Source organism: Capnocytophaga gingivalis ATCC 33624 (assembly GCF_000174755.1).
GTDB classification, from domain to species: Bacteria; Bacteroidota; Bacteroidia; order Flavobacteriales; family Flavobacteriaceae; genus Capnocytophaga; species Capnocytophaga gingivalis.
Genome location: NZ_ACLQ01000011.1, coordinates 36,785 through 58,570, shown reverse-complemented (window position 1 = coordinate 58,570; position 21,786 = coordinate 36,785). Strand labels below are relative to the sequence as shown.

At 36.8% G+C, this 21,786-nt stretch carries 21 protein-coding genes and 1 pseudogene; 17 read left to right on the top strand and 5 right to left on the bottom strand.

What is annotated here, in order from left to right; all coding sequences use genetic code 11:
- Positions 1 to 73 precede the first annotated feature (73 nt).
- Positions 74 to 305, top strand: a pseudogene (locus CAPGI0001_RS12725) (ferredoxin).
- A 6-nt stretch (positions 306 to 311) separates the two neighbouring features.
- Here the strand turns inward: CAPGI0001_RS12725 and CAPGI0001_RS04265 are convergent.
- Together CAPGI0001_RS04265 and coaD are read right to left on the bottom strand one after the other, a co-directional pair.
- The gene (locus CAPGI0001_RS04265) at positions 312 to 1,526 is read right to left on the bottom strand and encodes a bifunctional folylpolyglutamate synthase/dihydrofolate synthase (RefSeq protein WP_002667046.1); all 1,215 of its coding nucleotides are present in this window, start codon (positions 1,524 to 1,526) and stop codon (positions 312 to 314) included.
- On the bottom strand, positions 1,526 to 2,005 hold the full coding sequence (gene coaD / locus CAPGI0001_RS04260) for a pantetheine-phosphate adenylyltransferase (protein WP_002667017.1): 480 nt from the start codon (positions 2,003 to 2,005) through the stop codon (positions 1,526 to 1,528). Before coaD ends, CAPGI0001_RS04265 begins: the two co-directional genes overlap by 1 nt.
- A 105-nt stretch (positions 2,006 to 2,110) precedes the next feature.
- Between coaD and purN the strand changes: the two genes are divergently transcribed.
- Together purN and CAPGI0001_RS04250 are read left to right on the top strand one after the other, a co-directional pair.
- A complete protein-coding gene (purN, locus tag CAPGI0001_RS04255) occupies positions 2,111 to 2,677 on the top strand; it encodes a phosphoribosylglycinamide formyltransferase (protein ID WP_002666938.1) in 567 nt (188 codons plus the stop codon).
- 10 nt (positions 2,678 to 2,687) lie between these two features.
- Complete coding sequence (locus CAPGI0001_RS04250; protein WP_002666966.1) at positions 2,688 to 3,155, top strand: DinB family protein; 468 nt, start codon at positions 2,688 to 2,690, stop codon at positions 3,153 to 3,155.
- A 12-nt stretch (positions 3,156 to 3,167) separates the two neighbouring features.
- Here the strand turns inward: CAPGI0001_RS04250 and CAPGI0001_RS04245 are convergent, their stop codons facing one another.
- Positions 3,168 to 3,707, bottom strand: a complete 540-nt coding sequence (locus CAPGI0001_RS04245) for an RsmD family RNA methyltransferase (RefSeq protein ID WP_002666999.1) — start codon at positions 3,705 to 3,707, stop codon at positions 3,168 to 3,170.
- A gap of 56 nt (positions 3,708 to 3,763) precedes the next feature.
- Here CAPGI0001_RS04245 and CAPGI0001_RS04240 point away from each other — a divergent pair, with 56 nt between their 5' ends.
- On the top strand, positions 3,764 to 4,336 hold the full coding sequence (locus CAPGI0001_RS04240) for a fumarylacetoacetate hydrolase family protein (RefSeq protein ID WP_002666940.1): 573 nt from the start codon (positions 3,764 to 3,766) through the stop codon (positions 4,334 to 4,336).
- A gap of 58 nt (positions 4,337 to 4,394) precedes the next feature.
- Here the strand turns inward: CAPGI0001_RS04240 and azu are convergent, their stop codons facing one another.
- Both azu and CAPGI0001_RS04230 read right to left on the bottom strand, forming a co-directional pair.
- The gene (gene azu / locus CAPGI0001_RS04235; protein WP_232781107.1) at positions 4,395 to 4,910 is read right to left on the bottom strand and encodes an azurin; all 516 of its coding nucleotides are present in this window, start codon (positions 4,908 to 4,910) and stop codon (positions 4,395 to 4,397) included.
- Positions 4,911 to 5,090: 180 nt separating this feature from the next.
- On the bottom strand, positions 5,091 to 5,831 hold the full coding sequence (locus tag CAPGI0001_RS04230) for an RDD family protein (RefSeq protein WP_002666982.1): 741 nt from the start codon (positions 5,829 to 5,831) through the stop codon (positions 5,091 to 5,093).
- A gap of 24 nt (positions 5,832 to 5,855) precedes the next feature.
- Between CAPGI0001_RS04230 and CAPGI0001_RS04225 the strand changes: the two genes are divergently transcribed.
- The 13 genes from CAPGI0001_RS04225 to CAPGI0001_RS04165 all read left to right on the top strand — a co-directional run bounded on the left by CAPGI0001_RS04225 (position 5,856) and on the right by CAPGI0001_RS04165 (position 21,770).
- Positions 5,856 to 6,827, top strand: coding sequence for a stage II sporulation protein M (locus CAPGI0001_RS04225; protein WP_002667024.1), 972 nt, complete (start codon positions 5,856 to 5,858; stop codon positions 6,825 to 6,827).
- Positions 6,824 to 7,702, top strand: coding sequence for a hypothetical protein (locus CAPGI0001_RS04220; protein WP_002667036.1), 879 nt, complete (start codon positions 6,824 to 6,826; stop codon positions 7,700 to 7,702). Before CAPGI0001_RS04225 ends, CAPGI0001_RS04220 begins: the two co-directional genes overlap by 4 nt.
- Positions 7,689 to 8,477, top strand: a complete 789-nt coding sequence (locus CAPGI0001_RS04215) for a DUF4129 domain-containing protein (RefSeq protein WP_002667053.1) — start codon at positions 7,689 to 7,691, stop codon at positions 8,475 to 8,477. Before CAPGI0001_RS04220 ends, CAPGI0001_RS04215 begins: the two co-directional genes overlap by 14 nt.
- Positions 8,478 to 9,686 (top strand): hypothetical protein, encoded by a 1,209-nt coding sequence (locus CAPGI0001_RS04210; protein WP_002666974.1) that lies wholly within the window; start codon positions 8,478 to 8,480, stop codon positions 9,684 to 9,686.
- A 9-nt stretch (positions 9,687 to 9,695) separates the two neighbouring features.
- Complete coding sequence (locus CAPGI0001_RS04205; RefSeq protein ID WP_002667019.1) at positions 9,696 to 10,682, top strand: AAA family ATPase; 987 nt, start codon at positions 9,696 to 9,698, stop codon at positions 10,680 to 10,682.
- The gene (locus tag CAPGI0001_RS04200; protein ID WP_002666979.1) at positions 10,679 to 12,001 is read left to right on the top strand and encodes a DUF58 domain-containing protein; all 1,323 of its coding nucleotides are present in this window, start codon (positions 10,679 to 10,681) and stop codon (positions 11,999 to 12,001) included. Before CAPGI0001_RS04205 ends, CAPGI0001_RS04200 begins: the two co-directional genes overlap by 4 nt.
- A gap of 134 nt (positions 12,002 to 12,135) precedes the next feature.
- On the top strand, positions 12,136 to 13,245 hold the full coding sequence (folK, locus tag CAPGI0001_RS04195; RefSeq protein WP_002666954.1) for a 2-amino-4-hydroxy-6-hydroxymethyldihydropteridine diphosphokinase: 1,110 nt from the start codon (positions 12,136 to 12,138) through the stop codon (positions 13,243 to 13,245).
- Complete coding sequence (locus tag CAPGI0001_RS04190) at positions 13,246 to 13,896, top strand: 4'-phosphopantetheinyl transferase family protein (RefSeq protein WP_002667038.1); 651 nt, start codon at positions 13,246 to 13,248, stop codon at positions 13,894 to 13,896.
- A 12-nt stretch (positions 13,897 to 13,908) separates the two neighbouring features.
- Entirely contained in the window at positions 13,909 to 14,904 is a 996-nt protein-coding gene (locus tag CAPGI0001_RS04185; protein WP_002667054.1) for a helix-turn-helix transcriptional regulator, read from the top strand.
- A gap of 79 nt (positions 14,905 to 14,983) precedes the next feature.
- The gene (locus CAPGI0001_RS04180; RefSeq protein ID WP_002666944.1) at positions 14,984 to 15,334 is read left to right on the top strand and encodes a YkvA family protein; all 351 of its coding nucleotides are present in this window, start codon (positions 14,984 to 14,986) and stop codon (positions 15,332 to 15,334) included.
- 334 nt (positions 15,335 to 15,668) lie between these two features.
- Positions 15,669 to 18,839, top strand: coding sequence for an AAA domain-containing protein (locus CAPGI0001_RS04175; RefSeq protein ID WP_002666932.1), 3,171 nt, complete (start codon positions 15,669 to 15,671; stop codon positions 18,837 to 18,839).
- Positions 18,840 to 18,844: 5 nt separating this feature from the next.
- On the top strand, positions 18,845 to 20,326 hold the full coding sequence (locus CAPGI0001_RS04170) for a hypothetical protein (RefSeq protein ID WP_002667023.1): 1,482 nt from the start codon (positions 18,845 to 18,847) through the stop codon (positions 20,324 to 20,326).
- Complete coding sequence (locus tag CAPGI0001_RS04165; protein ID WP_002667041.1) at positions 20,319 to 21,770, top strand: hypothetical protein; 1,452 nt, start codon at positions 20,319 to 20,321, stop codon at positions 21,768 to 21,770. The genes CAPGI0001_RS04170 and CAPGI0001_RS04165 overlap by 8 nt, the downstream gene beginning before the upstream one ends.
- Positions 21,771 to 21,786: the final 16 nt, after the last annotated feature.

Below are 21,786 nucleotides of genomic sequence, written 5' to 3'. Positions count from 1 at the left end.
CAATTTACTCGCCTATGCATACAAGCAACATTAACTATTAATCATTGAACATTAACTATTAATCATTATTCTTGTGGTCATAGTAACATTACAAAGAGATAAGTGTATAGGTTGTAATTATTGCGTGGAGATGGCTCCAGAGCAATTCCAGATGAGCAAAAAGGACGGAAAGACTGTCCTGTTGCGTTCGACTGAAAAAAAAGGGCTTTTTCACCCTCAAATCACATGATGATAGCATCTTTGAGGCTTGTGAAAATGCCCAAAAAGCATGCCCTGTCAAGATTATTTCTACCAAGAAAATCTGAGCGTATTTACACAACTTCTGCAACGACAAAGGTGCTCCCTCCTACATAGACAAAGTCTGTGACTTTGGCCTCTTGCTGTGCCTTGGTAAGCGCTTCCTTGACCGAGGAGAATACAACTCCCTCAATGCCATACTCTCGTGCTTTTTCTTGTAGCACAGTAGCATCCAAGCCTCTATCTATCTGTGGTTTACAGAAATAATAACGTGCATTCTTCGGTAACATGGGTAGGATAGAGCTTAGGTCTTTTTCCTTGACAAATCCCAGTACCATATGTAGAGTGTCGTATTTCTCTTGCTGCAGTTGGGAGAGAATTTCTGTAAATCCATGAGCATTATGAGCTGTATCGCATATTGTCTTAGGGGCTTCTCCCAAGAGCTGCCAGCGCCCCATAAGGTGAGTATTAGCCACGATATGGGAGAGTCCTTTTTCGATATGTTCCTCTGTAATCTTCCAACCTTTTTGCTGTAACACACGCAGGGTCTGTACAATTCCCTTGATATTTTTCGCCTGATATCCCCCTTTCAGATCCATAGTATAGGGCACCTCAAGGGAGTTGGCAAAGTAGATTTCGCTTTCCTTCTCTAAAGCTACTTGCTTGAATACAGGAGCGGTAAGTGGGTGAAACTCACTGATAACCACCGGTATCTGTCGCTTGATGATTCCTGCCTTTTCTCGGGCAATTTCCTCTAAAGTATTGCCCAAAATCTCAGTATGATCTTTGCCTATATTGGTGATGAGGGAGACTATAGGGGTGATGATATTGGTCGAATCCAATCTGCCGCCTAATCCTACTTCTATTACCGCTATATCCACTCTCTCACGGGCAAAGTAATCAAAGGCCATGCCCACAGTAACCTCAAAGAAGGAAAGGTCTTCACCCTCCATATATTCCTTATTTTCTTCTACAAAGTGAACCACAGCTTCCTCAGGGATATCTACTCCATTGATTTTGATACGTTCGCGAAAATCCTTCAAGTGAGGCGAGGTATATAGTCCTACTTTGTAGCCAGCTTCCTGTAGTACAGAGGCAAGGGCATGAGAGGATGAACCTTTGCCGTTGGTACCCGCTATATGTAGGCAGGGAAAGTGCTCTTGTGGGTTGCCCAAGTGGTCACACAGAAGAAGTATATTGTCCAATTTGCCTCGGAAGGCAGCGCGTCCTTTTTCTTGATACATAGGCAGATGTGCCCAGAGCCAGTCTATTGTTTCTAAGTAAGTCATCAGTGTATATAGTATTTTTCTATGTTCTCAATGCGCACACTCTCAGGGACAAGAAGGGTATAGTCACCTCGGTTGCGTATCACATCCCGCACAATGGAGGAAGAGATGTGCGAGGTCTGTACCGCTGTAAGCAGAAAAAGGGTCTCTACTCCAGCCAAATCTCGGTTGGTATGGGCGATGGCACGCTCAAATTCGAAATCAGCTGGGTTGCGTAATCCTCTGAGAATAAATGGAATATCCAGCTTCTTACAAAAATCTACCGTAAGACCTTGGTAGCTCACTACTTTTACTTTTTCATTTCCTGCAAAAGCCTTTTCTATAAAAGCCATGCGCTCCTCTGTGGTGAACATATAGCGCTTGTCTGCATTCTCACCTACTGCAACTACAATCTCATCGAAAAGGGCTGTAGCTCGGCAGATAATGTCATAGTGCCCCAAGGTTATAGGGTCAAAAGAGCCTGGAAAAAGAGCCTTCTTCATAGTGTGTTATTATCCGTTGTTTTCAGGGAGCAAAGGTAAGAAAAAGAACTTATTTTTCTTGGTTATTCCGAAAAAAAATGCGTACTTTGCAGAAATTTCTGTGTGATGAAAAAACTCATTCTATTGGCCTCTGGTAATGGCTCTAATGCGGAGAGGATTGTAACTTATTTTAAGGAAAATGCCTTGGCTGAAGTCTCTTTTATTCTTACCAATAACCCCAAGGCAGGGGTGATAGGTCGTGCAGAACGCTTGGGAATCCCTTGTATGATTTTTGATAGAAAGGATTTCTATGAATCTACCTATATATTGGAGCTTCTTGAGCGCGAACAGCCGGATTTGATCGTCTTGGCAGGTTTCTTGTGGAAGTGCCCAGAGAATATCATTGCGCGTTTTCCTAACAAAATAGTCAATATACATCCTTCTCTGTTGCCTAAGTATGGAGGGAAAGGCATGTATGGTATGTATGTACACGAGGCTGTGATTGCTGCCCAAGAGAAGGAGAGTGGAATTACGATTCATTACGTCAATGAGCACTACGATGAGGGAGCTATTATTTTTCAAGAGTGTGTTCCCATTTCCCCTGAGGATACCCCCGAGTCCCTCGCTCAGAAGATTCATGAGGTGGAGTATCGAACTTTCCCTCTGATTATCAAGCAATTATTACAAAACTAATAGATAAAATATGAAATTAGACAAAACCGTTTTTGCACTACATAAGTGTATCAGGGAGCGCTATCTGCAATATTTAGAAGGTTTTTCCTTGGAGCAATTGGCCGTGATTCCCGAGGGATTCCGCAATAACCTACTTTGGAATATCTCTCATGCCATCGTTACACAGCAGTTGTATTGTTATTATAACAGTGGGCTACCTATGTATGTATCGGAGGATTTCATTGCAGCCTATCGCAAGGGAACAGTACCCGATGGTCATATCCCTACCCAAGAAGAGGTGGATACCCTCAAGAAGCTCTTAATCTCAACCCAAGAGCAGATGGAAGAGGACTACCAAAAAGGGATTTTTACCACCTATACAGATTACCTCACAGGACTGAACTATCCCCTCCGCTGTGTGGAAGATGCTATCTACTTCAACAATACCCATGAGGGCATGCACTTAGGATTGGTCATTGCAATCAAATACTTAATATAATGATCAATACCATTAAACATTATTAAAAAGGCTAAAGGCAGTTCCTCCATAGCGCCTATCATGGTCAAAGTATGGATTCTCTTCCATAGATATTTTAGCTGAGTGTTCTATAATGAGTAGCCCGTCTGGGGCAAGGAGATTGCGCTCGAATACCAAAGATACCAATCGCTCTAAGTCTTGCTCGGGAAGGTCATAGGGAGGGTCAGCAAAGATGACATCGTAAGAACTTAGGTTTCGCTCCAAGAAGGTAAAAGCATCACTTTTGATTACCTCAATAGGGTAGGAGAGTGCTGCGGCTGTCTTATGGATATACTGTACGCAGCCAGCATGGCTGTCTACAGCTGTGATATCAGGACAACCACGACTGCCAAACTCATAGCTGATATTGCCCGTCCCAGCAAAAAGGTCAAGCACTTTGATACTATCTAAGTAGAAGTAATTGTTTAGAATGTTAAAAAGAGACTCCTTCGCAAAGTCTGTTGTAGGACGTACCGGAAGGTTCTTAGGAGCAATGAGTTGCTTGCCGCGATGGCTGCCTGAGATGATGCGCATATCTTTGAAATAAAGGGCAAAAATACGGATTTTATAACGATAAAAAAAGTTTTTTAGTGAAAATAGTACATATACACTTTCCCTCTTCAGGGGAACCTGTCTTTTACATAAAGCCAGATACAGCCGTGCATAATCGGGAATTGCCACTCTATATCCCTGATTTTACAACAGATCTTAGAGGGCAGTTAGTTCTTTTGGCAAAGATTAGTAAGCAGGGCAAATGCATCTCTGAGAGATTTGCCTCTAAGTATTACGAGCAGGTTTCTGTTGGGCTTTCTCTTACGGCTTATGATCGGTGGCAGGAGCTCCAAGCAGAAGGTCTTCCTTGGGAGGAAGCAACCAGTTTTGATGGGGCAATGATAGTGGGTAATTTCATAGAAAAGAGCTCTTTAGAAAAAGAAATGACCATTATATTTTCTAAGAATAATATCCCTTTTCAGTCAATCGCTTTGCAAGATATCCTGCCAAAGGTGCCTTTAGGGCTAAGTATGGTCTCTCAGAGGGTAACTCTTCGCACGGGGGATCTGCTTGCTATTCCCCTTGAGAGTATCTTCTACCCTCTCGAAGGAGAGACTACTTGGATAGCCCTCCTGCAAGAGGAGAAGCTCTTCTGGGTAGAGGTAAAATAATAGAGGTTACTCCCAAGGGAGTAACCTCTAACGCTTTACAATGATAGTTCGAAGAAATTTATTCTACGATGAGAACACCTCTCATAAGAGAAAAGTGTCCAGGATAAGAACAAATATACTCATAAGTACCTGGCTCAGGAGCTTTGAAAGAAATAGTGTCTGTTTCTCCACCTCCGAGGAGCTTGGTATGAGCAATCACATCAGCACCATCATTAGGGATATAATCTTTGTCCAATCCTGCTTTCATAGCTTCCATTCCAAAGGCAGCTACATCTACTCCTTTTTTGAGGAGAACAAAGTTGTGTCCCATTTTATCCTTAGGCATATTTCCTACATGCTTAAGGGTGACATTGATGGTTTGTCCAGCCTTGGCTTTGATTTCCTTGATATTGAAAGTCATCTGGTCAGTACCTTCTAAGGCAACATTCACGGCTTCTGTATCTTGGCTTGCCGCAGGAGTATCTTGACTTACCGCTCCTTGTTCTGTAGTCTGTGCAGACTCTTCAGGCTTTTTGTTATCCCCACAAGAAGCCACCATTAAGGCAACAGAGGCCATTAAAAACATTTTTTTCATATCGAATTATTTTAATATATGAATACGCCGCAAAAATACAAATAAAAATTTGATACAGCAAATTATTTAGAATATTTTTAAATTAGCTTTTCACTCTTCACCACATACCCAGCTGTGGGCACTCGCTGGTCACATACTCGCTCACGCGACTTTACTCTTCACTTTCCACTCTTCATTCTCTTACCCTCTTGTATAGAAGTTATAATCCTTGAGGAATTGCTGGATAAAGGCTGTTTTCTGAGGATAGATGGTATGTTCTCGCTTGGAAACCTCGGTAATTTTGTCGGCTAAGCGCTGTATGATAGCCTCTCCATTTTTGCTCTTGAGAGCTTGCGTAAAGTAGTTCTTGATGGTCTGCACATCGCGGTCAGAGAAGAGCAGTACCTCGGTCTGACTGAAAAGAGGTTGATAAGCAAGGGAGAGTTCCTCCAAGATAGTGTGAGAGATATTGAGCTTGTTGCGCTCGGTGATCACGGCTGTCCCTGCAGCTATATCGCCCAAGCGTTGAGAATGTTGGGTCGAAATGATGCTAATGATCCCTATAGAGCCTATAAAAAGATCCAACTCGAACAAGCCAAAGGCCCAGCGAATAAAAAAATCAGCAAAAGAGGCCTGATATCCATCAATCTTCAGCACTCGGATTTTCATTATTCGCTTGCCTATAGTCTGTCCTTGCATGAGGGATTCAGCCACTAAGGGGTAGAAGGCAGCTGGTAACATCAGTAGGGAATAGATAGCTATCCCTTCCTCCAAAGAAAAAGACGAAAGAGGAGAAATTTCCATAAAGGCTTTGTTGGCCAAAAAACCATATCCCATTATAAGAACAAAGTCAATAGCAAAGGCTGCCATACGCTCCCCAATAGAAGCTGGCTGGAAAGCCAGCAAAATATTTTGTGTGGTTTTTATTTGTATCTTTGACATATTTTCATTAATTTAGCACCCTGTATGAGAGAAGTAGCCTTTATCGAACAAAACAAAGACAAATGGTTGGAAGTGGAGGCCATCCTTAACAAAGGGCAGACTATTTCCCCCGACCAAATGGCGGATAATTACATCCAGCTATTGGGCGACTTGTCCTTTGCACAGACCTACTACCCAAGGAGTAACACTACCATCTACCTCAATTTTTTGGTCACGCAAATATACCAAAAAATTTACAAAACCAAGCGTATTGACAAAAATAGATTAAAATTTTTTTTCACCGACTATGTTCCTATGCTTGCCTATAAGTATCGCAAGCTGATTTATTTTAGTTTTATCCTTTTCTTTTTCTTTGTATTGATAGGTGTACTCTCAGCACAATATATGCCCCGATACATTAGGGCAATCTTAGGGGACTACTATGTGAATCAAACCTTGGAGAATATCGAAAAGGGAAATCCTATGGGAGTGTATGGTGATGGAAGTAATTGGGGAGGTTTTATAGGAATTACTCTTAATAATATAAGGGTGGCTTTTCTTTGTTTTATCTATGGAATTACTGCAGGAGTAATGACTTTTTTCATTGCTTTGAACAATGGAGTAATGCTCGGTTCCTTCCAGTATTTTTTTTATGAAAAAGGGCTGTTATTTCTAAGTGTCAGAGCCATATGGCTACATGGGGCTATGGAGATATTCAGTATTGTGATAGCGATTGCCTCAGGTTTTATCCTTACAGGGGGGATACTCTTTCCTAAGACCTATTCTCGCTTGCTCTCCTTCAAGGTCGCTTTTCGCGAGGGGGTATCTTTGCTCTTGGGTACGGTGCCTTTCTTTATTGCTGCCGGATTTATTGAGGGCTTTATTACTCGTTATTATAACCAGATGCCCCTGTGGCTCAATATGTTGATTATATTGGGAAGTCTTTCTGTGATTTCCTTTTATTTCCTAGTCTATCCTATAGTAAAACATACAAAAAATAAATATTTAAAACCATGAACGATTTTGTTTTTTACAAAAAGAGAAAATTTGGTGACCTCATTAGTGACACCTTTACTTTTTTTAGAAAGTATGCGGGTAATTATTTTTCTAATTATCTGGTAATCAATGGAGCAGCAATAGTTTCCGTAGGTATTCTTTTTACTGTAATGGTATTCTTTTTGCCATCTTTGTTTGGAGGGATTGGCACTTCCCTACTGTTGGTGCTACTGATGCTGGTTATAGTATTTTTCTTGTTTCTTTTTGTGTTTTGTTTTCCTATTGCCTATACAGAGCTCTTGGAGAAAAATCCTAATCGGACAGATATTGCCTCGCAAGAGCTGTTGGAGAGTATCAAAAAAATGATGCCTAGAGCTTTTCTTTTTGGGTTTATTTCTATTTTTGTAATATGGATCCCTTATCTATTGGTATTCTTTGGATTGGTATCAATTTTAGAAGATGCTCCACTCTTATTACAATTGGTAAATTACTTTCTCAGCACTCTATTATTCCTCTTTATGCAACAAACCATGTTGGTCTATATCAAGGATAGGGAAGATTATTTCCAAGCCTTGGGCAAGGTGGTAAACCAGCTTAGGGAGCGTTTTTGGGATAAGTTTGGAGCTACTTTTGTCATGAATTTTATTTGTGGTATTATTATGTCAGCGGGGGCAATTATTCCTATAATTGTCTACTTTCTGACACTGGCTGTATCAGGTTTTGAACCAGGGTTAGGAACGGCTATATTGGTCTTTGTACTACTGCTTATTGTCGTTACAGTTATTTTTGTATCTCTTAATCTGTCTCTGTTCCAGCAAATACTTATTCACTTAGGAGAAAAAGAAGATCAACATACCGATGATATAGATCTTATTGGTAAGAATGTGGAAGAATAAATGGAAAATAATAGCTTATGGGGGACTCTTATACTTTTTTAGTATAGGAGTACCGCTCTATGCACAAGCCGATTCGCTTGCACTCAGGGGAAAGGACAGCCTTACTTATCAGATTCCTATCAGCCGTGAGCGACCTGAATCCTTGCGCTCTTTTCATGGAGTACCTCATAGCTATGATTCCTCTGCTTTTGATTATTCTGAGACCTCGGGCAGGAATGAGGCTTTTCTTTCAGGGATGTGGAAAGCTTTTATCAAGTTGATAACCAGGATATTGGAGTTTATTTATGGAAAAGGAGCAAATGGTATGGGTATGAGAGAAATCCTCCGTATGCTAGGGGCGATTCTCTTTTTAGTCTCTCTCTTCTTCTTTGGTCGCTGGATTCTCAAAAACAAAGGTCGCTGGCTGACGGATAGAAGCTCTGAGAAGCTCTCCAATATTTCTATGGAAGAAGTAGAGAAGCACTTGCATCAGACAGATTTCTCTGTATTGATACAGAATGCTGAAAAACAGAATGATACACGACAAAGCATTCGCCTATACTACTTATGGTTGCTTAAGGTACTTTCCGATAAGAAACAGATAGAATGGGATCCGAAAAAAACCAATTCGGACTATGAGAGAGAAATCAAAGATCCTGTACAGAAGGAGCGATTTGTCTATCTATCCAAGCTCTATAACTACATATGGTATGGGGAATTTCTTATTAGTGATGCACAGTACCAAGAGGCAAAGGCTGATTATCAGAATTATATAAACACTCAAAAAGCAAAGTAAATGGGAAAGTCGATACGTAATTACTTGATTTTTTTGGGTGTCGTTGTCCTTATCATGTCCCTGACAGTCTTTTCCCCCTCCAATAGAAAGCGGGATTGGCAATGGACTTTTGACCCAGAGAGTAAGCAGCCCTATGGGCTCTATATCTTTGGAAAGGAACTCAAGCATTTTTTCACTAAAAAGGTAATACAGGAATCATACTATACACCTTATGAGTATTTGTCCGTAAAAGAAGAGAAAGAAGAACCTTATAACTATATCTTTACGGTAGGATCTATAGATAAGGTGTCTCTAAGAAAATTGCTTGCTGAGGTAGAGAGAGGTAGTCAGGTGCTTTTCTTGAATGATTTTGCCTCTCTTACCGACTCATTGGAGATAAAAACAGAAGACAAATATAGAGCAGAGGACTTACAGATGCAGCTTAATAGTCCTTCTTTTGATAAGAAAGTGCCTATTGAACTCAAACAAACTTTCCTTGAAGTCAATTATTTTACGAATCTTGACAAGAATAGGGATAAGGCCTTGGGCTATATGTATTTCTATGAAGAAGGAAAAACCAAAAAGGAGCTAAGGAAGAAAATCAACTTTGTAGAGGTATCACATGGCAAAGGGAAGCTCTATATTCATGCTGGACCCCCGATTGCTTTTACCAATTATTATCTCAAGAAGGATCCACAAGTGCGTGACTATGCAGCTACGATACTCTCTTACCTACCTAAGGACAGGCCTACGGTATGGTTTGCCACTCCTACACAAGATAGAGTAAGTTCTTCTGATGCTTTACTCTTTATCATGAGCCAACCTCAACTAAGGATCGCTTGGTGGTTATTACTCTTAGGATTTTTACTCTATTTGCTTTTCAAGGGCAAGCGACAGCAGCGTATTATTCCTGTGATAGAAAAACCTAAGAACACCACCGTAGAGTTTGCTCAGAGTGTCAGCTCGCTCTACTACCAAGAGGGCAATGCTACGGATATGGTACAGAAGAAAATCACTTACTTCTTGGATCAGGTAAGACAACGCTATTATATGGATACACAACAGATCAACGAAGATTTTGCCCAAAAGCTGTATAACAAATCGGGTAAAGATAAAACTTTGGTAGAGAATATCGTACAAACAATTGTACACTTTAGACAAACCCAACAAGCCCAAGAGGAAACCCTTACCCAAATGGACAAATGGATAGACGAATTTTGGAAACCCTAAAAATATACTATGGACGAGAATAATAAATTAGAATTTGCTTCCCGCTTAGACCTTGGGCAGCTGCAAAGTCAATTAAACCAGGTACGTTCCCAGCTGAAAAAGGTAATCGTGGGACAAGAGAGAATGATAGACTACCTGCTGGTAGCCCTACTGAGCAACGGGCATGTCCTTCTGGAAGGGGTGCCAGGGATTGCCAAAACCATTACAGTAAAGCTCCTTTCCAAGGCGTTGGATATTGGTTTTAGCCGTATACAGTTTACCCCAGACCTTATGCCTTCGGATGTGCTGGGGACTTCCGTCTTTGACCTTAAGAAATCAGAATTTGAGTTCAAGAAGGGACCTATCTTCTCGAACCTAATCCTTATCGACGAGATCAACCGTGCTCCAGCCAAGACCCAAGCAGCTCTTTTTGAGGTTATGGAAGAGAGACAAATCACCATTGATGGTTTGCGCTTTTCTATGCAACCACCTTTCTTGGTCATAGCAACTCAAAACCCTGTGGAACAGGAAGGTACCTACCGTCTCCCTGAAGCACAGCTAGACCGTTTCCTCTTCAAGATAGTCATAGATTATCCTACTCTGGAGGATGAAATACAGATTATTACCCGTGAACATGAGGCTAAAGCTAAAGACAAAACAGCCGTAGTAGAGAAAGTGCTCTCAGCGGAAAGTCTGGTACACTACCAAGCCTTGGTCAAAAATATACTTATAGAACCTCAGCTGATAGAGTATATTGCTAAGATTACCCAGAATACCCGTGAAAATAGTTTCCTTTATTTGGGAGCATCTCCACGTGCTTCCTTGGCAATGCTCAATGCCTCCAAAGGCTTTGCTGCTCTTGCAGGTCGTGATTTCGTAACCCCTGAGGATATCAAGCAGGCGGCTTACCCAGTACTGGGACATAGGGTGATACTCGCTCCAGAGAAGGAAATGGAAGGAGTCCATTCTGAGCAGATTATACAACAAATCATAGAAAGTGTTGCCATACCTCGATGAGAAGAATATACTTACATACGGGCTTTTTCATAGGGCTGCTGTGCCTGGTGGGGCTTTTTGTCCTTTCGTTTTTCTTTAGGATGCTCTTCCCCTTGGTACAATTGGCTCTCTTTGGCTTTGCCTCGCTGTGTCTGATTGATTTTCTGTTGGTATTCACCACACGAAAGGGGGTCACTGCCCAGCGGCAACTCCCTGAGCGCCTTTCCAATAGTGATGAGAACCTAATAGAGGTATACATTAAGAATCTCTATTCCTTTCCGGTATATATTCAGCTTATTGATGAGATTCCTTTTCAGTTCCAAAAGCGCAATTTTGAGTATACTTTTTTCTTCAAAGCAGGGCAAGAGAAGTGCATGCAGTACTACCTGCGCCCTACTGAACGTGGAGAATATAATTTTGGAAAGCTCAATGCTTTTGTATATACACCTATGCGTCTTTTCATGAAGCGTTATATTTCTTGTGAGAATGCTATGGTGGCTACGTATCCTTCTTTTATTCAGATGAAGAAGTTTGAGCTTATCGCTTTCTCCCAGCGCCTTTTTGACTATGGGATCAAAAAGATTCGCAAGATAGGGCATACTATGGAGTTTGAGCATATACGAGACTATGTACAAGGAGATGATATACGTACGATCAACTGGAAAGCTTCCTCCAAGCGAGGGCAACTGATGGTCAACCAGTACCAAGATGAGAAGTCTCAGCATGTATATACATTGATTGATAAGGGACGAAGTATGTATATGCCCTTTGAGGGGCTTTCCCTCTTGGATTATGCGATCAATACTTCCTTGGCACTGACCAATATCATTATCAAAAAACAAGATAAGGCAGGTATTTTTACTTTCTCCAAGAAGGTAGAAGATAGGGTAGTAGCCGATCGCAAGGCCTCCCAGATGGAGCGGATCATGGAGACACTCTACCGCATAGAGACTGATTTCAAAGAAACAGATTTTAGTAGGCTCTATTCGGATATCAATAATACTATTAAGCAACGCAGCTTGCTTATGCTCTATACCAATTTTGAGACGCCTAATAGCCTCTACCGTCAGTTACCTTTCCTAAAGGCCATTGCCAAAAAGCATCTTTTAGTGGTGATATTTTTTCAGAATACAGAATTGGAACAGATGCTACACAAGCCCTCGGAACATATCCAAGAGGTATATGATAAGGTCATCGCTGAGAAATTCTCTTTTGAAAAACGCCTTATTGTACAAGAGCTCACCCGCCATGGTATCCAATGTATACTCACTCGACCCCAAGAACTCACCCTCCAGAGTATCAACAAATACTTGGAACTCAAAGCAAGGGGAATGATTTAAGGTAGAGAGCAGAGAACAGTGAACAGAGAACAGAGAGCAGAGAACAGAGAACAGAAAACAGTCTAATCATTGACTATTAATCATTAAACCATTAATCATTAATCACTAACCATTAATCATTAATCATTAAAAAAGTGCTTTTCCTTTCTTTAGGTAGTAATCTTGGCAACCGAGCTCAATATCTTAAGCATGCTCTTTTCTTACTTCATCGAGAGGTAGGGGAGGTGGTGAGCATATCACCTTTGTATGAGTCTCCTGCTTGGGGGTTCAGTTCTACTCCTTTTTACAATATCTGTGCCCAGCTACATACGACCCTTCCTTTGGAAGCGCTCTTGCCTAAGCTTCATGCTATAGAAGCTCGTTTGGGACGTGTTCGCAGCTCCTCCCCTGAGCAAGGATATAAGGCACGCACCTTGGATATTGATATACTCTATTATGGAGATACCCTCCTACATACCGATACCCTTTGTGTACCACACCCTCATCTTGCTCTAAGACGCTTTGTCTTACAGCCCTTGGCTGATATCGCTCCTGATTTTGTAGACCCTAATGCGCGACAAACAATAACCCAACTATTACAAGGTTGCCCAGATACTGCTACTCTTACAGTGGTAGCGCAGGACTTTTCCCTACCCGTGAACAAGGCAAATATTCCCTACCATTATATTACAGTAGAGGGCAATATTGGGGCAGGGAAGACTTCCTTGGCAACCCGCTTGGCAGAAGATTTCTCGGGACAACTTCTTTTAGAGGAGTTTGCCTCCAACCCTTTCTTGGAGGATTTTTACAAAGATTCACAGCGCTATGCTTTGGCTACGGAACTAAGTTTTCTCAAGGATCGTTACAAACAACTCCAGCAGACTCTTTCTCAGAACAAACATACACTCTGGGTAGCCGATTATGCTTTCTCTAAGTCACTTATCTTTGCGATGGAGACACTGCCTCTCAAGGAATATAATCTCTATGAAGAGTTGTTTTATTTGCTTTTTGAGCGAATGATAAAGCCTGATTTGTATATTTATCTACACCAGAATACCGATTCTCTACTGAAAAATATACAGAAGAGAGGGCGAAGTTTTGAAACTCCTATCTCCAAGGCCTATTTGGAACGTATTGAGCAGAGTTATCTTTCTTTTTTGCAGCGCAATACCTCACTGAATACCCTTTTTATAGATGTATCCTATATGGATTTTGTAAATAACGAAGACGATTACCAGTTTATCACCGCCCTAATTACAAAATAGATGCCTTTTTTTCAGCAACTCCATATAACCGATACTTATGTTTATACATGGCAACTTACCGAGACGGTAGCGCAGCTTAGGGTAGGTCTCACCCTCTCTCAAGGAGAGGAAGAGCGGCTCATGACGCTCCATAGCGAGAAGAAACAACGGGAGTTTTTAGCCATTCGTCACCTCTTGCGAGAGGCGCAATTGCCTACCACAGCTCTTTACTATACCTCGGAGGGTAAGCCGCAGCTCGAGGGGCAATATATCTCTATCTCTCATAGCCACAATTTTGTGATGATTGCCCTAAGCCCACACCCCATAGGGATAGACATAGAGCGCTGTACCCCCCGTATCCTTCGCCTTGCCCCCCACTTTACTCCTTGGCAAGCTCCCTCTGATATGGACGAGCTTACCCAGATACAGGCCTATACCCAACTATGGACGATCAAGGAAGCCCTATACAAGGTCACCGACCTGCCCTCAGTTCGCTTCTATGAGGACTTGCAAGTACCCTATTTTGAGCCTCTTGCTCCGCGCCAACAAGCCCTCATCACTCACCCTGAAGGGGATAAAGCGTACGAGGTACAAAGCTTCTTTTGGGAGGGATATGTGTGGTCGGTGGTATGTGAAAAAGTGACCAGTGAAAAATTAACCATTAATCATTAACCCTTAAAAAAGATGGCCACCAATAAAAACGCCCAATTGCGCTATAAAATATTAGATGAGTGTTTTGCAAATATAGATGAAAGATACTACATTGAAGATTTGATATACACATGTGAAGAAAAGTTATCACAAAAAGGGAAAAAAGAGAGTATTTCAAAACGTACTATTCTTGATGATATTAAGTTTATGAAAAGTAGAGAGGGATATAATGCTCCAATAGAAAGTATTAAGGATGAAAAAGATAAAAGGAAATCATATTATCGATATAGAGATTCTGATTTCTCTATTTTTAAAAAAGAACTTAGTAACTCAGACAAGGAAACTATAAGAGAAGCGTTACCTCTTCTATTACGTATGAAAGATATGGAGGGATTTAATTGGGTAGAAGAAGTTGTTTCTAAGATGGAGTTGTTTTTAGAAATAACTTCTCAGAAAAAAATTATAGACTTTCAAGATAATAATTATTTAATAGGTATAGAATATCTCCATAAATTGTATCATTATATCCTAAAAGAAAAATGCTTAGAAATCACTTACAAACCTTTCCAAAAAGAAGAAAATAAAATAAAGATATCACCTTATTATTTAAAGCAATATAATAATCGGTGGTTTTTATTTGGGCGAGAACATATTTCAGATAAATTAAAGAATTTGGCATTAGATAGAATAGTTTCTATAAGAACCATAAAAGGAACTTTTGTAAAAAATACTATCAACTTTGAGGAATATTTTGAAGAAATAATAGGTGTTACAAACTATGAAGATAGAGGAGAGGAAGATATCTTAATAAAATTGGATGAAAAAACAATTCCTTATGTAATAACAAAGCCTTTACATCCTTCTCAGAAAATTAAAGGGGATGAGCTAAGATTAAAGGTGAAACAAAATCCAGAATTAATATCTATTATATTATCTTTTGGAATGGGAATGACCGTTATTGAGCCAAGATCTTTAAGAGATAAAATAAAAAATATTATACAAGATTCTGTAAATCAATATAATATATAACTAATTAGATCTGTGCAGATAGGCTGCACAGATCTATAAAAAAATGTTTATACCTTTGCATCAGTAAAAGATAATAATTATGAATACAGAAAAATTAAACACCTTATTGGAGGAATACTCTAATAAAGAAGTTTCTTCTTCTAAAGTAAAAGAAGCAGAAGGGAAAGTGAAGAATTTAGGAACACGAATAGCAGATTTTAAACTGATATTAAGAATGTTCAAGGATGGTATAAGTGGTAAATATCGTTTGTCTAAAGCTACTTTAGCAGCTATAGGTGGTGCAATTCTTTATGTAGCTTCTCCTGTGGATTTATTACCTGACTTTTTATTTCCAATAGGTTATACGGATGATATAGCTGTGATAGGAATAGTAATGAGTCGATTAGCAGATGAAATAGAGAAATATAAAATACACATTAATTATAAATAGTAGAAATCATGATAAATAAAATTTTAGCATTTTTTGGATACACTATATTTGTAGGGGCTTAGATAGAGTTACTAACTATAAAAAAATGTTATGATAGGTGAAATTTTTGAGTTTTTGGGATATGTGATATTGAGATCACTTTTATAGAGCTGTTGATTTCACTAGTGTTTTGTTAAATTTGAAATTCCTTACATAGATTAAAATATCTAATAAGATAATAATATGGTCTATATTATATTTTAAATGATTGATATGTCTAAGACATGAAAAACTTCAATTGATAGAACAATAGTGCTAAATAGCTAGATATTATAAATATTTTAAAAGAGCAAGTATGCAACATTATTATTTAAATTTACAGAAAGATAAAAAAGATCTCTCTTTTGAAACAAATGTTAAAATTTCAGATGGTATAAGATATACAGCAAATGAAGTATTTTCTAATTTTGAAAATTATCTAAAAAATGTACTCAGGAGTTTAGAAAATAAAGAAATTAGAGCTAAGTGGAGAAAAATAAATTCCAAAAATCAAGCTAAGCTCTTATTAGAAGGAAAATTTTTTGAGGTAGAAAATAAAGTAGGGCTGTATAAGATTACGAACCCAATAAATGAATTTGACATTGATTTTGAAGCCTCTTTATATTATTGGGTTAATAATGAGAGGAAAGAACAGAAAATAAGTAGACAAGAGTTTGATAGAAGAGTAGTTCGTTTAGATACTAAAGAAAAAATATCTAAAGCAAATTGGTGTGGAGATAGTGTCTCTTTACAACCATTTTGGAATACTACTACAGAAAGATTGAAGGGTATCAGTGTATATAAAAACGTCGAAAAAACTATTCTATACATAGAAGATGGTCAGAAGCCTAACAATGATTATAAAGAATGTAATTTTAAGTCATATATTGATCTGAAATCTATTAGTGATATTATTACCAAAGATTATAAAGGAAAAATAGAAGATGAAAATAATCTAATATTTTCATTTTTAGAAGACGGAAATATTCCAACAAATATATCTTTTGAAGGATTAAAATTTAGGTTAGAAAAAATTAACAATAGTAAAGTAGAGGATTTTCATATCCAGTTATTAGAAATGAATGAAACATCTAATGAAGATATTTTTTCTCCCCTTCGTTTTTTCTTTGATGATGATGTTATAATTAAAGATGGAAAAGATAGAATAGAATATCAAAAGATAGAAGGTAGTGAAGAAGAATGTATATTACTTCTAAAGAAGAAAGGAGAGAATTCACCCTCTTTTCCTGTCTCGGATCTATTAACTATAGTCGTTAATACATATCAAATTGAGAGACAGATAGAAGCTATTTCTACTCTGAAGACAATGCCTATAGGAGATCATAGAAATCTTATTAAACTTTTTGAAGATAAAGATAAAGTTGGATGGGATTTTCCAACTAATCAACAGATTAATGAGTGGAATATTCTTACAGATGAGAATCGAGATGGTTGTTTTGAACAACGTGATTTTGTACGAAAAGCAATTAATACTCCAGACTTTGCTATTTTAGAGGGGCCTCCGGGGTCAGGGAAAACTACAGTAATATTAGAGTTGATATGTCAGCTTATTCAACGAGGTAAGCGAATCTTACTTTGTGGTTCTACTCATGTAGCAATTGATAATGTATTAGAAAGACTTATAGAAAAGCAACCTTCTGGAAAGTCCCTTATAGAGCAGTTTGCTATATTACCTGTTCGTATAGGAGATGCACAACGAATAAGTGAAGATGTTAGTAACTATCAGTTAGATAATTTCTTAGTTAATAATCCAGATGTAGAACAAAAATTATTATTAGAGATGTCTAATTTGGTGTGTGGTACGACTATTGGTATTTTGCAACACCCTAAATTTAAAAATCGGAAAGGATATATCAATAAGAAAGAAGGTAGAGACAAGTATAATTATTATTCAAATGAACCTATTATACCTGATTTTGACTATCTTATTATTGATGAAAGTAGTAAAACTACTTTTCAAGAATTTCTAGTACCAGCTCTATATGCTAAAAAATGGATTCTTGTGGGAGATATAATGCAACTATCTCCTTTTACCGATCGTGATGAAATAGTTTCAAATATTTCTCATATTTCTGATAGGGAGGGAAAAAGATTAGTTCCAAATGAATTACAACAAGCTATCTTTTATTTACATCAGTTTAAAAGATGTGTTAATAAAAATAGTAAATATATTTTGCCTATTGATCGCAAGGTGATAAAGAAAATTCAAGAAGAACTATATGCAGGGAGAATAGATGTATTTAAAGATAAACTATTCTATGCAATAATGTCTAATGGAGAAGATTTTAGTGAAGAAAATTTTATTCAGAAACATCTTCATGATCTAACGAAATTAGAACTTGCAGTTTCTGATATTATCTTAATTGAAAAGAATCTTTTAGAAGAGGCTTTAAAAAAGCATCTTCTACCTGAGACTCATGCTATTTTACTAAGTAAAGAGTGGAATAGTTCTCAACAGGCCTTTACACATAAAAGTTATACTTCTAATCACCCCTTTTTATATCAAGACAAAGATAAAGAGTATACAGATAGCTTTGAAATTGTAGAAAAAATCAATCAAACTTTTAAAGAAAAAGGTTGGGCAGATGAAATAGCTTGGCGTATGGATAGAGAGTATCAGTTACGTGCTTCTGAGAAAACAGATAAAAAAATTAATTATGAAGATTTTCTTCCTAGATCTATAGATATAAAAGAAGCCTTAGATAGAGTTGCTTGTATGGCCTTCCCTTCTATATTAGAGTCATTAGTACAAGGCATAAAAATAAAAGGAAAGCATATTAGAACTGATACAACTATCTCAGAGGGATTTAAACCATCAAATTTAAGAGATAGAAGAGTACAGCTTAAATATCAACATCGCATGCATCCTGATATTTCTATATTTCCCCGAGAGCAATTCTATTCTAAAGAGGGAGCCTTACAAGATTTATCTTCTATTGAGCAAAAGCGACAATGGGGATATGGTAAATATAAAAGGCGAAGTATATGGGTGGATATAGAAGGAAAAGTGAATAAAAATAGGAATGAAAAAGAGGTTTCGGAACTGATAAAGCATCTTAAGGAATTTTTAGATTTTGCAAAAAATATGAATCCTCCCGATGGAAGTACTGAATGGACGATTGCTTGTTTAACTTTCTATAGAGGACAGGAAACGCTTCTTAGAGAAGAGTTAAGAAAACTTACAAAAAAGTATAAATCAATGTCTAATTTCTGTGTTCAAGGTAAATATAAAGTAAATATAAAACTCCATACAGTTGATAAATTTCAAGGACAAGAAGCAGATATAGTATTTTTATCAATGGTACAAAACAGAAGAGATGGATTCTTAGATAGTCCTAATCGGCTCAATGTAGCTGTAACTCGTGCAAAGTTTCAATTAGTAATTTTTGGGAGTTATAAATATTTTCGTACAGAATCAAGATCTAAAGAACTAAACAAATTAGCAGAATTGACAACCAAATATTGATAATAATGAAAATAATATTTAGTAAAGAGTTGACATTACAAAAAGCAGATGTTTATCTCAAAATTGAGAAAAAGATAATTCGTAAAGATATTCAGGATTATCTAAATGGGAAAGTTTACAATAATCCTCTTGTAGAAAATAGAATGAAAAAATATCTGCAGGAACAAAAGATTTATAATGATTTATTTTCTTTAACTTCTAAAGGTGAAAAGATAAGAGAAACGGGAGAAACATTTGAATCAGAAGAAGGTAAATATACTATTTGGTATGTGGAAAATGATTCTGTATTGGGTACTAAAATCTTATTTTTTGAACGAAAAAATGTAGAATATAATTCAAAAGAAAGAAGGATAGAAGAATTTCCTAATAATTTTCCTAGGAAGGGACATTTCGTATTACCTTCTATAAATAAGGATATAGATTTTTTAGAGTTTAATTTGAGAGAACAGATTCCTTATGCAGAGAAATATTCAACAGACAAACTTTCCTTCAAATGGGTTTGGGATAATTTGAAAAGTTCTCATTATGAATTTGAGGGAATTCTTGGAAATAATCAAATTAGAAAAAGAGATGTTGTTGTAGATAGAGATTTAAAACAAGATATACAAAAATATTTTAGAAATTGGAATATAGAAAACGAACGTTTTACAGTGGACTTCAATCGGACAGACGAAGAAAAAAGAAGTTTTTATTTTGATAAGCGAGAAACATTTGAAGATTATACAATTGATTTACAGCAATGCCCTATAATGCCTAAAAATAAAGAAATTGCAGAACAATGGAGAGATTGGTTATTAGAAAAGAGAATCCAAAAAGAATATTTATCCATCAATGATTTTGAATATAAAGCAGAGAGCGTTCAGGAGAAAGAAGGTTTAATAATGTATAAATTAGAACTTCCTATAGCAAATAATTTCATGAGAGAACGAAAAACAGATAAACTCATAAAATGGCATCTACAAGCTCCTGAAGACTTAAATCCTAATAAAGAGTTTTTAAAATCATCTTTTGCAAAAACAATTCCAATTGCACAAGGCGAAATTTTCTCATTCAGAGAATTTGTTTCAAAACTTAACCCAAAAGAAGGAGATGTTATTATATATTATGATATTTATGCTCTAGATCATTGTGATTTAGTAGAAAAATTCTTAGATGAAATAGAAATCTCTAAGAGAATAATAGTATCATTACCTTTTACTAAAAATAATAATAATTGGTTATCTAACAGTTACAGAAGATGTCAATCTAAATTTAAAATTATTGATGTTAATCAGAATAATGATAGACTTCATGATAGATATATCTTTATTCTTAAAGATAATAGATGGTATATATTAAATGGTTCAAATTCATTAAATGGTTATGTATATTATGACAAACAAAGCAAAAATTATAAAACAACAAAACCTACAATATATACATATATTGATGAAAATATGTTCAGTAAAAACACTATTAATTTTTTAAATAAATTAGCAAATGAATAAGATTATCCCTATTATAAAAGAAAAAGAAGAGTTTTATGGTGACAAACCTATAAAAAATATATGGCTATTAGGAGAAAAAAAAGGTAATGTAGGAGGAGAATTGATGCATTTTTTAGAAGTGCAACCAGAGGGGATTCTTTGCATTCAAACACCTAAACTTACAGATCCTAAAATTATAAATGATATTCTGAAGAATGCAGAATATGTGCATACTTATTTACTTGTAGATGAGTATACTAAGGGATTAGATGCCCTGAATGAAAAAGTACTCATTCGCTATGGAGTAAAGACCAAAGGAAGTATGATCCTTAGAAACCCAAATTCAAACCAACCTTCAGGGATATTTATCACAGGAGAACTATCGGAAGAAAATATTCCACAGAGTTATCTGAAAGAAAGTTCAGATAAGAAAATTATTTCAGCACTATATAGACATTTCTGTTATCTTTTTTGGGAAGAAGCTAAGGAGGAAATTATAGAAAAAGGAAAATCTACCACTATAGATTCTAAACCTATGGATATCTTTCATAATCCTAATCAATATGGAGATAAAGATTTTGTATTTGCTACTTTGTTTGAATCTTTTGAGGAAAAAAGAAGAGAAAAACTGTCAGAAAAAGTGGTTCTTCCTATTGGAAAAGAGATGGATATACCCATTCGTATTTTTGCCCAAAATAAGCAAGATCTTGGAGCACAAACTTTTAATGAACTGCTTCCCGAAATAGAACTACAGAATAATGAACCAATTTTTAAAGACGACAATTGCTCTATAACAATAGTATATTTTTGGAAGAATATGCCCTTTTATCTACCTGAAGGAGGACATAGGCACTCTCTATATAAGGAATGGGAAATAGTGAATGAGAAAATAGTAAATAGGCTAAAGGAACTTATAAGACGAATAGGGTTTTTGAGTGATAAAGAAGAATTAAAAGAAGATAGATCTTTTATAGAAAAACTAATAAATAACATATCAGGTAAAGATATAGAATTATCTGATAAAGTAATAAAGGTAAATTATATCTATAGAAAGATAATTTTATGTGAAAAGAAAGAAAAAATAGGAGATTACCAAAAGAAATTAGATAATTTAGACCAAGAAAAGAAAACAAAAGTAGATTATTTAGCAGATAAATCACGACAATTAGGTAGTGATGAAGAAAAAAATAGGATACTAAATGAGGAAATTTCAATGATAGGGAAGGGTATTGCTAACTTAAATACTAAAATAGAAGAAGTAAAAAATGAAATTGAAAAAATAGAGGCTATTGAAGAGGAAAAAGAATTTATAGAACCAATAACTTTACCTTTTCTTCCGATTGTTGGAGAGCTTTATGAAAGGGAAAGAATTAATTACTTAGCTATTTCCTTTTGGGAAGAATATAATACAGCTCTTAAGGAGGCAGAACGTTTAAGTGCTGTATTATGTGCAAATAAGGATTAATCAATATACAAAAATA

What these genes read in the sequence shown, in the direction of transcription:
- CAPGI0001_RS04175 (WP_002666932.1), top strand. Translation starts at nt 15,669, where the DNA reads ATGCAACATTATTATTTAAATTTACAGAAAGATAAAAAAGATCTCTCT.
- CAPGI0001_RS04220 (WP_002667036.1), top strand. Translation starts at nt 6,824, where the DNA reads ATGAACGATTTTGTTTTTTACAAAAAGAGAAAATTTGGTGACCTCATT.
- CAPGI0001_RS04230 (WP_002666982.1), bottom strand. Translation starts at nt 5,831, where the DNA reads ATGTCAAAGATACAAATAAAAACCACACAAAATATTTTGCTGGCTTTC.
- CAPGI0001_RS04190 (WP_002667038.1), top strand. Translation starts at nt 13,246, where the DNA reads ATGCCTTTTTTTCAGCAACTCCATATAACCGATACTTATGTTTATACA.
- CAPGI0001_RS04265 (WP_002667046.1), bottom strand. Translation starts at nt 1,526, where the DNA reads ATGACTTACTTAGAAACAATAGACTGGCTCTGGGCACATCTGCCTATG.
- CAPGI0001_RS04215 (WP_002667053.1), top strand. Translation starts at nt 7,689, where the DNA reads ATGTGGAAGAATAAATGGAAAATAATAGCTTATGGGGGACTCTTATAC.
- CAPGI0001_RS04225 (WP_002667024.1), top strand. Translation starts at nt 5,856, where the DNA reads ATGAGAGAAGTAGCCTTTATCGAACAAAACAAAGACAAATGGTTGGAA.
- purN (WP_002666938.1), top strand. Translation starts at nt 2,111, where the DNA reads ATGAAAAAACTCATTCTATTGGCCTCTGGTAATGGCTCTAATGCGGAG.
- CAPGI0001_RS04200 (WP_002666979.1), top strand. Translation starts at nt 10,679, where the DNA reads ATGAGAAGAATATACTTACATACGGGCTTTTTCATAGGGCTGCTGTGC.
- CAPGI0001_RS04210 (WP_002666974.1), top strand. Translation starts at nt 8,478, where the DNA reads ATGGGAAAGTCGATACGTAATTACTTGATTTTTTTGGGTGTCGTTGTC.
- CAPGI0001_RS04180 (WP_002666944.1), top strand. Translation starts at nt 14,984, where the DNA reads ATGAATACAGAAAAATTAAACACCTTATTGGAGGAATACTCTAATAAA.
- coaD (WP_002667017.1), bottom strand. Translation starts at nt 2,005, where the DNA reads ATGAAGAAGGCTCTTTTTCCAGGCTCTTTTGACCCTATAACCTTGGGG.
- CAPGI0001_RS04245 (WP_002666999.1), bottom strand. Translation starts at nt 3,707, where the DNA reads ATGCGCATCATCTCAGGCAGCCATCGCGGCAAGCAACTCATTGCTCCT.
- CAPGI0001_RS04165 (WP_002667041.1), top strand. Translation starts at nt 20,319, where the DNA reads ATGAATAAGATTATCCCTATTATAAAAGAAAAAGAAGAGTTTTATGGT.
- CAPGI0001_RS04170 (WP_002667023.1), top strand. Translation starts at nt 18,845, where the DNA reads ATGAAAATAATATTTAGTAAAGAGTTGACATTACAAAAAGCAGATGTT.
- CAPGI0001_RS04185 (WP_002667054.1), top strand. Translation starts at nt 13,909, where the DNA reads ATGGCCACCAATAAAAACGCCCAATTGCGCTATAAAATATTAGATGAG.
- CAPGI0001_RS04205 (WP_002667019.1), top strand. Translation starts at nt 9,696, where the DNA reads ATGGACGAGAATAATAAATTAGAATTTGCTTCCCGCTTAGACCTTGGG.
- CAPGI0001_RS04250 (WP_002666966.1), top strand. Translation starts at nt 2,688, where the DNA reads ATGAAATTAGACAAAACCGTTTTTGCACTACATAAGTGTATCAGGGAG.
- azu (WP_232781107.1), bottom strand. Translation starts at nt 4,910, where the DNA reads ATGAAAAAAATGTTTTTAATGGCCTCTGTTGCCTTAATGGTGGCTTCT.